General features: G+C 62.0%; 16 protein-coding genes and 1 tRNA gene. 7 read left to right on the forward strand and 10 right to left on the reverse strand.

Annotated features, from left to right (window positions below; all coding sequences use genetic code 11):
* Positions 1-201 precede the first annotated feature (201 nt).
* Positions 202-789, reverse strand: a complete 588-nt coding sequence (locus CUV01_RS18310; protein WP_101461728.1) for a YdeI/OmpD-associated family protein — start codon at positions 787-789, stop codon at positions 202-204.
* 134 nt (positions 790-923) lie between these two features.
* Here CUV01_RS18310 and CUV01_RS18315 point away from each other — a divergent pair, with 134 nt between their 5' ends.
* The 4 genes from CUV01_RS18315 to CUV01_RS18330 all read left to right on the forward strand — a co-directional run bounded on the left by CUV01_RS18315 (position 924) and on the right by CUV01_RS18330 (position 5225).
* On the forward strand, positions 924-2738 hold the full coding sequence (locus tag CUV01_RS18315) for a M3 family oligoendopeptidase (RefSeq protein WP_101461729.1): 1815 nt from the start codon (positions 924-926) through the stop codon (positions 2736-2738).
* The gene (locus tag CUV01_RS18320; protein WP_101461730.1) at positions 2735-3202 is read left to right on the forward strand and encodes a GNAT family N-acetyltransferase; all 468 of its coding nucleotides are present in this window, start codon (positions 2735-2737) and stop codon (positions 3200-3202) included. Before CUV01_RS18315 ends, CUV01_RS18320 begins: the two co-directional genes overlap by 4 nt.
* Positions 3203-3225: 23 nt before the next feature.
* Positions 3226-3978 carry an SDR family NAD(P)-dependent oxidoreductase gene (locus tag CUV01_RS18325; RefSeq protein WP_101461731.1) on the forward strand — a complete coding sequence of 251 codons (753 nt, stop codon included), beginning with the start codon at positions 3226-3228 and terminating at the stop codon, positions 3976-3978.
* 74 nt (positions 3979-4052) lie between these two features.
* Positions 4053-5225: a dipeptidase gene (locus CUV01_RS18330; RefSeq protein ID WP_101461732.1), complete on the forward strand. Its 1173-nt coding sequence runs from the start codon at positions 4053-4055 to the stop codon at positions 5223-5225.
* A gap of 44 nt (positions 5226-5269) precedes the next feature.
* Here CUV01_RS18330 and CUV01_RS18335 read toward each other — a convergent pair whose 3' ends face one another.
* From CUV01_RS18335 to CUV01_RS18345, 3 genes are read right to left on the reverse strand one after another with little or no spacing between them, the layout of a single operon-like run.
* Positions 5270-6307: a 5-(carboxyamino)imidazole ribonucleotide synthase gene (locus CUV01_RS18335; protein WP_101462222.1), complete on the reverse strand. Its 1038-nt coding sequence runs from the start codon at positions 6305-6307 to the stop codon at positions 5270-5272.
* Complete coding sequence (purE, locus tag CUV01_RS18340) at positions 6300-6785, reverse strand: 5-(carboxyamino)imidazole ribonucleotide mutase (RefSeq protein WP_101461733.1); 486 nt, start codon at positions 6783-6785, stop codon at positions 6300-6302. Before purE ends, CUV01_RS18335 begins: the two co-directional genes overlap by 8 nt.
* Positions 6786-6839: 54 nt before the next feature.
* Entirely contained in the window at positions 6840-7058 is a 219-nt protein-coding gene (locus CUV01_RS18345; protein WP_101461734.1) for a YdcH family protein, read from the reverse strand.
* A gap of 177 nt (positions 7059-7235) precedes the next feature.
* Between CUV01_RS18345 and CUV01_RS18350 the strand changes: the two genes are divergently transcribed.
* Both CUV01_RS18350 and CUV01_RS18355 read left to right on the forward strand, forming a co-directional pair.
* On the forward strand, positions 7236-7646 hold the full coding sequence (locus CUV01_RS18350) for an Hsp20 family protein (RefSeq protein ID WP_101462223.1): 411 nt from the start codon (positions 7236-7238) through the stop codon (positions 7644-7646).
* Between the two features lie 16 nt (positions 7647-7662).
* The gene (locus CUV01_RS18355) at positions 7663-7887 is read left to right on the forward strand and encodes a DUF1150 family protein (protein WP_101458686.1); all 225 of its coding nucleotides are present in this window, start codon (positions 7663-7665) and stop codon (positions 7885-7887) included.
* 148 nt (positions 7888-8035) lie between these two features.
* Here CUV01_RS18355 and CUV01_RS18360 read toward each other — a convergent pair whose 3' ends face one another.
* The 3 genes from CUV01_RS18360 to CUV01_RS18370 all read right to left on the reverse strand — a co-directional run bounded on the left by CUV01_RS18360 (position 8036) and on the right by CUV01_RS18370 (position 11041).
* Entirely contained in the window at positions 8036-8821 is a 786-nt protein-coding gene (locus CUV01_RS18360) for a TolB-like translocation protein (protein ID WP_198731851.1), read from the reverse strand.
* Between the two features lie 178 nt (positions 8822-8999).
* Complete coding sequence (locus CUV01_RS18365) at positions 9000-10709, reverse strand: bifunctional sulfate adenylyltransferase/adenylylsulfate kinase (RefSeq protein WP_101461736.1); 1710 nt, start codon at positions 10707-10709, stop codon at positions 9000-9002.
* Positions 10710-10795: 86 nt separating this feature from the next.
* Positions 10796-11041 (reverse strand): hypothetical protein, encoded by a 246-nt coding sequence (locus CUV01_RS18370; RefSeq protein WP_101461737.1) that lies wholly within the window; start codon positions 11039-11041, stop codon positions 10796-10798.
* An 80-nt stretch (positions 11042-11121) separates the two neighbouring features.
* Between CUV01_RS18370 and CUV01_RS18375 the strand changes: the two genes are divergently transcribed.
* Positions 11122-12015, forward strand: coding sequence for a LysR substrate-binding domain-containing protein (locus CUV01_RS18375; RefSeq protein ID WP_198731852.1), 894 nt, complete (start codon positions 11122-11124; stop codon positions 12013-12015).
* On the opposite strand, the gene purN is transcribed toward CUV01_RS18375, so the two are convergent.
* The 3 genes from purN to CUV01_RS18390 all read right to left on the reverse strand — a co-directional run bounded on the left by purN (position 12016) and on the right by CUV01_RS18390 (position 14096).
* Complete coding sequence (purN, locus tag CUV01_RS18380; RefSeq protein WP_101461739.1) at positions 12016-12606, reverse strand: phosphoribosylglycinamide formyltransferase; 591 nt, start codon at positions 12604-12606, stop codon at positions 12016-12018.
* Complete coding sequence (purM, locus tag CUV01_RS18385) at positions 12603-13649, reverse strand: phosphoribosylformylglycinamidine cyclo-ligase (protein ID WP_101458692.1); 1047 nt, start codon at positions 13647-13649, stop codon at positions 12603-12605. Before purM ends, purN begins: the two co-directional genes overlap by 4 nt.
* A gap of 370 nt (positions 13650-14019) precedes the next feature.
* Positions 14020-14096, reverse strand: a tRNA-Ile gene (locus CUV01_RS18390).
* Between the last annotated feature and the right edge of the window lie 68 nt (positions 14097-14164).

The raw sequence follows: 14164 nt of genomic DNA on the forward strand, positions 1-14164 counted from the left end.
CGGGCCCGGACGAATCCCAATGTTGGCAAACAGAAAGCGCCCGATGGAGGGGCGGCCCTATGTCACGCGGAATATGCCGCAGAGCGGATGACGTTTCTCTACATCTTGGCTTCCCTCAGCGAGTTTGACGGTTAGCCCCGACTGTTTCAGGCCAGAATCGTCGCTGCCCGAAACCAGCCAATCTTGACGTTTCAGTGAAAATTATCTGTCATGCATCCCCAGCCCGCCCCTGATCTTGGGTGCGGCCTTGTCGATCCGTGAGACAACCGTTGCGGATTGCTTGGCACCACAAAAATGCAGCAGCCAGCCGCGGCGTCGGCCCGGTGTCAGACCTTCGAACGCGTCACGCAGGTCGGGGTCATCGTCAAAGGCGGCCTGCAGTTCGGGCGGGTAGTCGATATCGTCTTTCTCAAAGCTGACGGTCTTGCCATCGCGTTCGTTCTGCACCGCTTCGCGGATCAGCGCCCTGATCGTGTCTGCCTGCGCGTTGATCTGTTCGACGCTGGTGAATTTCATCATCCGGGCAGAGCGCGAATTTTCGCCGGGCGGAACCAGAACCCCATCCGGGTCGGTCAGCAACACACCCTTGAGAAAGGACAGAAAGGCACCCTCTTTCATCGCGCTGAGAATGGCGATGTTGCTGTCATGGGCGCGATAACAGGGCTGACGCCAGCGCAGATCCTCTTCGACCGGGCCATCCAGAACAATCGCGCGCAGCGCCTGCAATTCCGGCCGCCATGGTTTGTCGCGGGTAAAGAATTTGTCCAGTCGCGGATTGGGGTCGCCCATGGCATGATCCTCTGTGATCGGTCGAGGGAATTGTCGCGCAGGCGCACCCGCCTGTCCATGGTCACAGTTTGCACCCCTGCCCTTGCACATGGCCGACCCCCGGTCCAAATCTGTGCCAACAGAAAGGATCTTTCATGCGCAGCCTCGTTTTCGACGCCAAGGACCCCGCAGCCGCCAGCCAGTTTGGCGATCTTCCCGAATGGGATCTGACCGACCTTTACCCGGCCCCTGACGCGCCCGAACTGACCCGCGATGTGGACGCGCTGCGCGATCAATCGGCCAGCTTTGCCGCCGATTATCAGGGCAAACTGGCCGATCTGACGCCCGCGCAGATGCTGGAGGCAATTCAGCGCTATGAACGGATCGACATCCTTGGCGGGCGCATCATGTCCTATGTCGGCCTGCGCTATTACCAGAACACGACCGATCCCGCGCGCAGCAAAATGCTGGGCGATTATCAGGCAAAGATCACCGATTTCACCACGCCGCTGGTGTTTTTCAGCCTTGAGTTCAACCGCATCCCCGATGCGACCTACGAGGCGATGTTCACCGCCGCGGATGGTCCGGCGCGCTATAAGCCCGTGTTCGACCGCATGCGCGCCATGCGCCCGCACCAATTATCCGACGAACTGGAACAGTTCCTGCACGACAATTCCGTTGTCGGCGCTTCGGCGTGGAACCGGCTGTTCGATGAAACCTCGGCGGCGCTGGAATTCGACGTCGATGGCGAACAGATGGGGCTGGAGGCGACGCTGAACCTGCTGACTGACCATGACCGTTCGCGCCGCGAGGCCGGTGCCCGCGCGCTGGCCACCGTGTTTCAGAAAAACGTTGGCCTGTTCGCGCGCATCCACAACACGCTGGCCAAGGAAAAGGCCATCGAGGACAAGTGGCGCAAGATGCCCACGCCGCAAACCGGGCGGCATCTGTCGAACCATGTCGAACCCGAGGTGGTCGAGGCGCTGCGAAACGCCGTCACCGCCGCCTATCCGCGTCTGTCGCATCGTTACTATGCGCTGAAAGCGCGCTGGCTGGGCTTGGACAGAATGCAGGTCTGGGACCGCAACGCGCCGCTGCCCACCGACACGCCCCGCACGATCAACTGGCCCGAGGCGCGGGCGACGGTGCTGGACGCCTATGCCGGGTTTTCGCCCGAATTGGCTGATCTGGCCGAGCCCTTCTTTGACAAGGGCTGGATCGACGCGGGCGTGAAACCGGGCAAGGCACCAGGTGCCTTCGCGCATCCGACCGTCGTGACCGCGCATCCCTATGTGTTGCTGAACTATCTGGGCAAGCCGCGCGATGTGATGACGCTGGCGCATGAACTGGGCCACGGCGTGCATCAGCGTCTGGCGGCGGATCAGGGCGAGTTGCTGGCCTCCACCCCATTGACGCTGGCTGAGACGGCATCGGTCTTTGGCGAAATGCTGACCTTCCGGGCATTGTTGGCAACAACCACCGATCCGGCGGAGAAAAAGGCGCTGCTGGCCGGCAAGGTCGAGGATATGATCAACACGGTCGTCCGCCAGATCGCCTTCTATGATTTCGAATGCAAGCTGCATGCAGCCCGTGCCGAGGGCGAATTGACCCCTGACGATATCAACGCCTTGTGGATGAGCGTTCAGGGCGAAAGCCTGGGGCCGATCTTTGACTTCATGCCGGGGTACGAGACCTTCTGGACCTACGTCCCGCATTTCGTCCACTCGCCCTTTTATGTCTATGCCTATGCCTTCGGCGACGGGTTGGTGAACGCGCTTTACGCCGCCTACGAGGACGGCTTGCCCGATTTTCAGGCCAAGTATTTTGACATGCTGAAAGCCGGCGGGTCCAAGCATCACAAGGAACTGCTCGCGCCGTTCGGACTGGACGCCAGCGACCCCGCCTTCTGGGACAAGGGACTGTCGATGATCGAAGGGCTGATAGACGAGCTTGAGGCGCTGGAGGAGTGATAACCCTGCACGATGTCCCCGCCGATGCGCTGAACCGGCTTGCCGGTCTGCGCCTTGGCGACGGACCCGAATATGCCTCGCCCGGCGACAGGATGATCCTTGATACCACGCCGGGGATCAGCTTTCACGAGATCAGGGCCGACGGGCAGTTGATCGGGGCCTTCAAGCTGGACCCGCATTACCATGAGCGTCACGATTTCGCCGGACCAGACGACATTGGCCTGCGCGGTGTGCTGATCGACGTTGATCATCGCGGCAAGGGTTTTGGCGCGCAGGCGATGGCCGCCTTGCCCGCCTTGGCACGCGCGCGGTTTCCAACAGCTACCGGGTTGGTCCTGACAGTGAATGTCAAAAACCCGCAAGCCAGCGCCGCCTATCTGAAGGCAGGTTTCGCGGATGACGGCGAAATTTATCATGGCGGCGCATTGGGGCCGCAGCATATCATGCGCCTAGTCCTGCGCTGACGAGCACCAAGGAAGGTTTCGAGATGACCGAGGAATTTGCCACCTACCCCAGCCTGAAGGGTCGATCCGTCATTGTAACAGGCGGCGCATCGGGCATCGGCGCGGAAACGGTGAGGGCATTTGCTGCGCAGGGTGCCAGGGTCGGATTTGTCGATCTGGATACCAAGGCGGGTGAGGCGCTGGCCAGCCAGACCGGCAGTGCCTTTGCCACCTGCGACCTGCGCGATATTGATGCGATGCGGTCGGCCTTTGCCGATCTGGCCGCGCAGAATGGCCCGGCCACAGTACTTGTCAACAATGCCGCGCGCGATGACCGTCATGACTGGCGCGAGGTGACACCGGACTATTGGGACGAACGCATGGCCACCAACCTGCGCCATCAGTTTTTTGCCATTCAGGCGGTCGCGCCGGACATGATTGCGGCCGGTGGTGGCTCGATCATCAATCTGGGCTCGAACAGCTGGTGGCAGGCCTCTGGCGATATGCCGGCCTATACAACCGCGAAATCCGCAGTGCACGGGCTGACGCGCGGGATGGCGCGCGATTTGGGCGGGTATCGGATCAGGGTCAATACCGTGGTTCCAGGCTGGGTGATGACCGAACGCCAAAGGCAATTATGGGTCACCGAGGAAAAGATGTCCGCCCAACTTGCGCGCCAATGTCTGCCCGACGCGGTGCAGCCCGTGTATATCGCGCGCATGGTGCTGTTTCTGGCGTCCGACGATGCCGCGATGTGCACCGCGCAGAATTTCTTTGTCGAAGGTGGCGCCGTCTGATCTGCGCGCCGGTTGAAGGGTGACGGGCGCATCCCGGCAGCCTATTCTGCGGCCAACTGGCAAGGGATGTGTTAATGCTGCGCAAGATTTTTTGGGGGCTTCTGGGTATGATCCTTTTGGCGGTCGCGGCTGTCCTGATCTGGGGGCCGGCCTATGTCGAGCGTGGGCTGAACCCGCTGACCACCCCCGCCGAAGGCTGGCCCGTCAGCGCCGAAGCGCAGGCCCTGCATGACCGGCTGGTGATCGGTGATTGGCACGCCGATCCGCTGCTCTGGGACCGAAACCTGCTGAAACGCGCCGATCGCGGCCATACCGATATTCCGCGTCTGGCCCAAGGCAATGTGGCGGTGCAGGTCTTTACCACGGTCACCAAAAGCCCGCGCGGTCAGAATTACAGCGAAAACAGCGCCGAGGCCCCCGACAACATCACCCCGCTTTTCATCGGCCAATTACGCCCGATCCGGTCCTGGTTCAGCCTCAAGGAACGCGCCCTGGTGCAGGGCGAGGCGCTGAACGCGATGGCCGCGGAGGCCCCCGACCGTGTCGCGATGATCCTGACACGCGGCGATCTGCAATCGGTGCTGGAACGCCGCGCGACGGGCGAACCGGTTCTGGGCGCGGTGCTTGGCAGCGAGGGCGGTCACCCGCTGGAGGGCGAGATCGCCAATCTGGACGTGCTCTATGACGCCGGTTTCCGGCTGATCGGGCTGACCCATTTCTTCGACAACGAATTGGGCGGCAGCCTGCACGGTCAAGCCGATCTTGGCATCACGCCGTTCGGACGTGATGTGGTGCAGTCAATGATGGACAGGGGCATGATCATCGATCTGGCCCATGCCAGCCCGCAGCTTGTCCGCGATGTTCTGGCGATCGACGGCACGCGGCCGATCGTGTCCCATACCGGCATCCACGGCCAGTGCCAGACACCGCGCAATCTGCCCGATGATCTGATGCAAGAGATCGCAGCCAAGGACGGGCTTGTCGGCATCGGCTATTGGGCCGATGTGGTTTGCGGTCGCAGTCCCGCTGATATTGCCGCTGGCATCAAGTCAGCCATCGCCTTGCTGGGCGAAGATCACGTCTCGCTTGGATCCGACTATGACGGCTCGGTCGATGCGCCTTTTGACGTGGCGGGTCTGGCGGCGCTGACGCAGGCGCTGATGGATGCCGAGTTGAGCCAGGATCAGATCGCCAAGGTGATGGGCGGCAATATGATGCGCTATCTGGCCGAAACCCTGCCCGACTGACTTATCAGAATTGTTCAGGTGGCCAGGGTGGAGCGGTCGGGGCGCTATCGCGTAACGCGGTTGACATGACCCATCTTGCGCCCTGCCCGCGCCTCGCCCTTGCCGTAAAGATGAACCTGCGTGTCCGCCGCGCGCATCAGGTCGGGCACCCGTTTCATATCGTCACCGATCAGATTTTCCATCACCACATCGGCATAACGCCCGCCGTCGCCCAAAGGCAGCCCGGCCACCGCGCGGATATGCTGCTCGAACTGATCGACGGCGCAGCCCGCCTGGGTCCAGTGCCCGGAATTATGAACACGCGGCGCGATCTCGTTCACGATCAGCCCCTGCGGCGTCACGAACAGCTCGACCCCCATGACGCCCACATAGTCCAGCGCATTGGCGATGCGCGCCGCGATCAGAACCGCATCGCTGGTCAGCATTGCCGGCAGACCGCAAGGCACGGTGGTCGTGCGCAGGATCCCCTCGCCGTGGACATTCAGTCCCGGATCATATGCGGCGACCTGACCATCCGCGCCGCGGGCAACGATCACGCTGATCTCGCCCGAGAACTCGACGAACCCTTCCAGCACCGAGGGCGCGCCGGTCCATTCAGCATCACCTGCATCGGTGATCCGCACCTGGCCCTTGCCGTCATAGCCCATACGCCGGGTCTTCAGGATCGAGGGTGTTCCGATCTGCGCCAGCGCGCCTGCCAACGCATCCCGCTCGGGCACATCGGCAAACGGCGCAGTGGTCAAACCGATCTCGTTCAAAAACGTCTTTTCGGTCAGCCGATCCTGCGACACAGCCAGCGCGTGGCGGTTCGGGCGGATCGGGACGATGCTTTCGATCAGGTCCAGCGCCTCGGTGGGCACATTCTCGAATTCATAAGTCACCACATCGACCGAGCCCGCGAAATCCGTCAGCGCCGCGTCGTCAGTATAGGTGGCATTGGTCAGGGTATAGGCGACGTCGCCGGCGGGTGCCGCGCCGGGTTCATAAATATGGCAGCGCAGACCAAGCCGGCTGGCCGCGACCGACAGCATTCGGCCCAATTGCCCGCCACCAAGGATACCAATGGTGCAAACATCACTCATCGCGCGGCTCATCGGGTATGCTGGCTGACAATGCGGCGCGCCAGTCATCCAGCCGCTGCGCAAGCGCCGGATCAGAGATCGCCAGTATCCCCGCCGCCATCAACCCGGCATTGGCCGCGCCGGCGGCACCGATGGCCATGGTGGCCACGGGAAAGCCCTTGGGCATCTGGACGATGGAATAAAGCGAATCAACCCCTGACAGTGCACGGGTCTGGACCGGCACCCCGATCACCGGCACGCGGGTCTTGGATGCCATCATCCCCGGCAGATGGGCCGCGCCGCCTGCGCCCGCGATGATGACCTTCAACCCACGATCCGCAGCCGTCTTGCCATAGTCCCACAGCCGGTCCGGCGTGCGATGGGCACTGACGATCCGGGCCTCATAGGCGACACCCAATTCGTCCAGGATCGCGGCGGCCTCGCGCATGGTGGGCCAGTCGGATTGGCTGCCCATGATGATTCCAACGGGTTTTTCCATGATTTCCCCTTCCGCAGTCGGCCACGCCTTAGCGTGCAGCGCCAGCGGGCGCAATCAAGCGATAATATCCGGCGTCAGTTCATCTTCCAGCCGCGAGATCCGGTCCTTCAGCGACAGCTTCTGCTTCTTCAGCCGCTGCAAAGTCAGCGAGGATGACAGGTTCTGTGCGGCCAGCGCCCCGATCGCCTCGTCCAGATCACGATGCTCACGCCGCAGCACGTCCAGGCGGGCGCGCGTGATCTCTTCATGGGACATTTCGTGGTGGGTGTTCATGCTGACGGGCTTCTTGCTGGCACTGTTTGACAGGTGCGCCGTTATAGCGCGCGAAATTCGCCCTGTTAACAGTTTCTTGGTCCCCTTGCGTATATGACATCGAAAGCACATATTTTGTGTCACGGACCGCCGCGATCAGGGGCCCGGATTTTGCAGTCGCTTTTGAAAGGGCTGAAGATGAACAAGATTTCACTGGGGACACATCCCTATCTTTTGGGCTTTGATCAGCTGGAACGGCTGGCTGAACGCGCAGCCAAAAGCACGGATGGCTATCCCCCCTATAACATTGAACATTTTGAGCCTGACGGCTTTCGCATCACGCTGGCGGTGGCAGGGTTTTCCGAGGATGATCTGTCGATCACCGTCGAAGAACGGCAGTTGGTCATTCGTGGCCGGCAATCCGAGGTCGAGGAAGAGCGCGTTTTTCTGCACCGGGGCATTGCCGCGCGCGCGTTTCAACGCAGCTTTGTGCTGGCCGATGGCGTCGATGTGACCAATGCGAGCCTTGAAAATGGCCTGTTGAATGTCGACCTTAGAAGGGTGCAGCCACAACAAGTGGTGCAAACCATACCGATCAGCCGCAAGTAAAAGGGGATCAGAGCAGATGGATACGAAATACGATTTCCACGACGGTGAACAAAATACCGTTTATATTCGCCGCGTCGCGATGGAGAACCTTCCCGACGATGTTCGCGAACAGGCGCCCGATGTGGACGGCCTTTACGCAGTCCACGGCATGGACGGCGAGCGCCTGGCGTTGGTCAAGGACCGCAAGCTGGCATTTTTTCTGGCCCGCCAGAATGACCTGAGCCCGGTCAGCGTCCACTGAACAAACACAGCGCCGCAGGGCTGACCTGCCCCGATAGCCGGTGCGGCGCTGCTGATTTTATATCAAATTGATCGCTTTGGTCAGTCCCGACCCGTTCAGCGGGCCGGCCGCTGGCACCAAGGGTACGGGGCGTTCCTGATACGGGCTGTCAGCCAGCCGGACCTTCTTCGGGCGAATATCTCATAAACGCAAACGAACGACCATCCGGCGACCAGCAGGGCGTATTGATCGTGCCCTGCCCGCCGAACAGATCAAACAGTTTTCGCCTGTTGCCGCCATCGGGCGCCATCAACCACAGCGACACGGGCAAATCGCGGGGATGACCAAGGGTGCCGGGCGGATAAGCCAGATACAGCACATGCCGCCCATCCGGCGATGGATGCGGAAACCAATTGACGTTCTGATCGCGAAAAACCGGCGCGGCATCGCTGCCATCGACCCGCATCCGCCAAATCTGCGCATGTCCTGTCGCGTCGGAGTTGAACCAGATGTAACCGCCAAAGGCCGAGAAATCCGGCCCGTCGTGATGCGCCAGACCTGGGGTCAGCACATGCTCATCCCCGGTCTCCATATCCAGCACCGCAATCCGAACGATTCGGTCGCCCCCGCGCGCGCAGGCATAGGTGATCAGCCGTCCATGCGCCCCGTGCCACCAACTGGGCCGGGCCAGACCCAGATCACGCGCCTCAGCCTGCCCATCGCGCGTGTCCGCGACATGGATCCCCGCGCCCTGATCGTTATGGCAGGAAAAGACGATGCGCCCATCAGGCAGAAACCCGTGATCGTTATTGCAGCGATCCAGACCGCCGATATCGACCGGGCGCAGGTCAGGCATCATCTGATCGACACGCCACAAGCGGCCCTCGCCATTCACCATCAGCCAATCGTCCGGGTGCCAGTTCGGCGCCTCGATCAGCCGCGGGGTCCGCAGCATAACCCGTGTCTCGCCGCTGGCAAGGTCGCATATCTCAAGGGATGATCGCCAGTTCATCGCGCGTCTCCGGGGGCGTCATGCCCGCATGATCCGTCGCAGGCAAAGAATAGGCAAGCCAAAGCAAAACGGCCCCGCCCAAAGGGCGAGGCCGCAATTTATATCCGCAAAAATCGGACGATCACTTCAGACCGATCAGACCCATATTTTCCAGCGTCAGCAAAACCTGATGGGCGGCGTTGTCGACGTCGATCGAGGTGGTGTCGACGCGCAGTTCCGGCTTTGCGGGTTCTTCGTAGGGGTCCGAGATCCCGGTGAATTCCTTGATCTTGCCCTCACGCGCCAGCTTGTAAAGGCCCTTGCGGTCGCGGCGCTCGCATTCTTCGACCGGGGTCGAGATATGCACCTCGGCGAAGGCACCGTATTGTTCGATCATCTCGCGCACCGCGCGGCGGGTCGCGGTATAGGGCGCAATGGGTGCGCAGATCGCGATACCGCCATTCTTGGTGATTTCCGACGCAACATAGCCGATGCGCTTGATGTTGATGTCGCGGTGTTCCTTGGAAAAGCCCAGTTCGGAAGAGAGGTGCTTGCGCACCACGTCACCGTCCAGCAGCGTCACCGGGCGGCCACCCATTTCCATCAGCTTGACCATCAGCGCGTTGGCCACCGTCGATTTGCCCGATCCGGACAATCCGGTGAAGAAGACGGTAAAGCCCTGATTGGCCCGCGGCGGCGAGTTGCGGCGCAATTCGCGCACGACCTCGGGGAAGCTGAACCATTCGGGAATGTCCAGACCTTCGCGCAGGCGGCGACGCAGTTCGGTGCCGCTGATATTCAGAACGGTCACGCCCTCTTCGATTTCATCCGCCGGTTCGTATTGGGCGCGCTCTTGCACATAGACCATGTGCTTGAAGTCGACCATTTTGACGCCGATCTCGTCCTCATACTTCCGGAACAGTTCCTGCGCCTCATAGGGCCCATAGAAATCCTCGCCGGCGCTGTTCTTGCCGGGGCCGGCATGGTCGCGGCCAACGATGAAGTGGGTCACACCGTGGTTGCGGCGGATCAACCCGTGCCACACGGCCTCGCGCGGGCCGGCCATGCGCATGGCCAGGTTCAGCAGCGACAGGCTGGTGGTGGCGGCCGGATATTTGTCCAGAACCGCCTCATAGCAGCGAACGCGGGTAAAATGGTCCACATCGCCCGGCTTGGTCATGCCGACGACGGGATGGATCAGCAGGTTGGCCTGCGCCTCACGCGCGGCGCGGAAGGTCAGTTCCTGATGCGCGCGGTGCAGCGGGTTGCGCGTCTGGAAGGCCACGATCTTGCGCCAGCCCAATTTCTTGAAATGCGCGCGCAATTCGTTGGGCGTGTCGCGACGACCGCGGAAATCGTAATGCATCGGCTTCTGCAGGCCCTTGACCGGACCGCCCAGATAGACTGGGCCAGCGCTGTTGTGCAGATAATTCACCGCAGGATGGGCCACGTCATCAGCACCAAAGACCTTTTCGGCCTCCAGCGATTTGTTCGGCACCCATTTGTCGGTGACCGACATGATCGCCAGGATCACGCCTTCCTGATCGCGCAGGGCGATATCGGTGCCGGGCTCCAGCCCTTCGGCGAATTTCTCGGACACATCCAGATTGATCGGCATTGGCCAGAGGCTGCCATCGGCAAGGCGCATCTCGTTTACGACGCCGTCGTAATCTTTCTCGGTCAGGAAACCTTTCAGCGGATTGAATCCGCCATTCATCAGCAGTTCCAGATCGCAGATCTGGCGGGGTGTCAGGTCCCAGCTAAGCATTGCGCCTGCTTCGTCCTTGAGGGCGGCGGCGGCATCGGCAGAGACATAAAGTTCGGGAATCGCGGTCTGATTGGCTACGGTCATCTATTGGCTCGGATAAACTCGGGGAACAAATTCGCGCTGAAAGCGGCGCGGGCTTGCGCCGGCCATAGCCCTGTCCGGCGCGACAATCAACCGACACGCGCGTGAATTCGCCGATCGTTGCTGCAACGCAGCAATTCCGTCGGCGCATGGCAGAGGGCCATCTGCTGACGATCGACGCTGCCCTCCGCCTCACCCTCGGCGATCGGTCGCGGCCAGGGCAGGTCATCCAGTTCCCTCTGTGTCATGCGGTGAAATTCGGGTTGATCCAGCGCGTCACGGATCGGCGAGGGCGGGGCCAGTCTTTGCAGGATGTGGCGAATGAAATGTCTCATAAGCTAAATATGAGAGATCCCATATCCGATTAAAATTGAGATTTGGCGATCATCACTTTAGTTTACCTAAAATGAACGCATTGAATCGCATCTCTCTGTCCGGCCTGCGCGCCATCGAGGCCGCTGCCCGTCTCGGCACACTGAACGCGGCCGCCGATGAACTGGGCGTCACAGCCGGCGCGCTCAGCCAGCGCATCGCCCGGACCGAGGCGCAATTGGGCCAGCCGGTCTTTGATCGGTCGGGCCAGAGCCTGCGCCCCACCGAACTGGGCCGCGACATCGCCGCGCGGCTGACACGCGGCATGTCGGAACTGTCGGCCGCCGTAGCACTGGCAGATCCGACGGCGGATACGACGCTGACCATCTCGGTGGCGCCGCTGTTCGCCAGCCGCTGGCTGGTCTGGCGGTTGCCGCGTTTCTCTCAGGCCCATCCCGGCATTCGTGTCCGCATCGAACCGGCAAGCCGCATGGTGAGCCCGGGCATCGACGGGATTGATATCGGATTGCGCATTGGCCAAGGCAATTGGCCTGGCCTGCGGCTGGACCGGCTGATGCCGCAACGGTTTTTCCCCGTCTGCGCACCGGCGCTGGCCGATCGGTTGCACCATGCGGATGACCTGCGCAATATCCCGGTAATCCGCGAAAACGCCCGGTTACAGGGCTGGCAGGAATGGTTGTCACCTCATCGCATGCAGCCGGACGATCTGCCCGATGGCCCGGAACTGGCGGATGGCGGGCTGTGCCTCAACGCGGCGATCTCGGGCCAGGGTGTGTTCATGGCCTGGGCGGTGCTGGCCGCCGATGCCTTGACCGAAGGTACGCTGATCCGGCCCTTGCCGGGTGAGGCCACGAATAGCGAATATTACTGGCTGGCCACAGCGCCTGAATCGCATCGCAAGCCTGCCATTGGATGGTTTCGCACATGGCTGCGACAAGAACTGGCCGCTTCGCTGGGCAAAGGAGACGATGGCTGATCAGTCGCCCAGCAGGACCGGCGTGGGATCATTCTCGGCGAACCGCCGCAGCACCGCAGGATAAAGCCGGTGCTCTTGTACCAGCACACGCGCGGCCAGCGTATCAGACGTATCATTGGGCAGGACCGGCACACGTGCCTGTCCCAGAACCGGGCCGGCATCCAGATCGGCGGTCACCTGATGCACACTCGCGCCAGCCTGCGCATCGCCCGCCTCGATGGCGCGGCGATGGGTGTGCAGCCCCGGATATTTTGGCAAGAGTGAGGGATGAATATTCAGAATTCGGCCCTCAAAACGCCGCACGAAATCCGATGTCAGGATACGCATGAAACCGGCAAGGCAGATGATATCGGGCCCAGCCTCCAGCAGCGGCGGCAGCAGCGCCGCCTCGAAATCGGCGCGGCTGGCGAAATCGCGATGATCGACCGAAAACACCGGAACGCCACGCGCTGACGCCTTTGCCAATCCGCCGGCGGTGGGATCGTTCGAACCGACCAGAACGGGCCGCGCCGGGTGATCGCCAGTCATGCTGTCCAGCAGGCGCAGCATGTTCGAGCCGCCGCCAGAGATCAGAATGGCGACGCGCTTCACTGCAGCTTGCCGGTGTAACGCACGCCCTGTCCCGCCACGACGCGGCCAAGGCGGTGCACCTTCTCACCTTGCGCTGCCAGCAAATCGCTCAGCGCGTCTGCGCGATCTTCGGCCACGGACAGGACCATGCCAATGCCGCTGTTGAATGTTTTCAGCATTTCGGCCTCGGCGATGCCGCCCGCCTGTTGCAGCCAGGCAAAAACCGGCGGCAGGGACCATGCGGACAGGTCGACCTCGGCACCCAGATCCTTGGGCAGGACACGCGGCAGGTTCTCGGTGATGCCACCGCCGGTGATATGCGCCGCCGCGTGAACGCCGCCCTCGCGGATCGCGGCCAGCACTGACGAGACATAAAGCCGTGTCGGCACCAACAGCGCCTGCCCAAGCGTGCCATCGCCAAAGGGCGACGGCGCATCCCAGCCCAGCCCGGCGGCCTCGGCCACGCGGCGCACCAGCGAAAATCCGTTGGAATGCACCCCGTCCGAGGCTAGCCCCAGCAGTACATCGCCCTCGGCCACATTTGCAGGCAGCGCGGCACCGCGTTCCAGCGCGCCGACCGCGAAACCGGCCAGATCGAAATCGCCCTTGGCATACATGCCCGGCATTTCGGCCGTCTCGCCCCCGATCAGTGCACAGCCAGAGCCAGAGCAACCCTTTGCAATCCCCTCGATCACCCGCGCCCCCTCATCGACCGACAGCTTGCCTGTGGCGAAATAGTCCAGGAAAAACAGCGGCTCGGCCCCTTGGCAGACCAGATCGTTGACACACATTGCCACCAGATCAACGCCGACGCCGTCCAGATGGCCCGTGTCGATGGCGATGCGCAGCTTGGTGCCCACCCCATCGGTCGCAGCCACCAGCACCGGATCGTCGTAACCCGCCGCGCGCAGATCAAACAGCGCACCAAAGCCGCCCAGCCCATCGACCACGCCAGCCCTCTGAGTGGCAGCGGCGGCGGGCTTGATGCGATCAACCAGCGCGTTCCCGGCGTCAATATCGACGCCCGCCTCTGCATAGGTCAGACCATTGGGTTTATCGCTCATCTCGCCGCCCTTTCGTGGTTGGCGTCCCAATAACTGAACCCAAGGCTTGGGGCAACGGATGATCCCGCGCGATCCATTCTGTTGTTGTCTGCAGCGCCCGATGATAGGTCTGCGCGAGTGGCAGCGTGTAAAGACTGTCCGCATATCAGGATGATCCTCATGTTAAAAAGCGCGCTTTTGATCCTGGCGTCCATGTCGCCTTGCTTGCCTGCATCTGCCGAGGAATGGTCAGATTTGCCCGCTGAAATAGAGCTGATCAGTCCTGTTCTGCAATCAGTGCAGATGGGAGTGGTTGTCCCCCGCGCCATCCACGCCCAGACCTATCAGGACGGCGAGTTCAGCGTGGTCGATATATCAAGACGCGTTCATCTGGTAGGCCCGGAGGGACTTGAACCCCCAACCAAGGCGTTATGAGCGCCCTGCTCTGACCAATTGAGCTACAGGCCCCCAATGATCGCGATCTGACTAGGGCCTGCGGCTTGCCGGGTCAAGGCAGGCCGCAGGCTGCTTGGTTG

It is taken from the genome of Paracoccus tegillarcae (genome assembly GCF_002847305.1).
Taxonomy (GTDB): domain Bacteria; phylum Pseudomonadota; class Alphaproteobacteria; order Rhodobacterales; family Rhodobacteraceae; genus Paracoccus; species Paracoccus tegillarcae.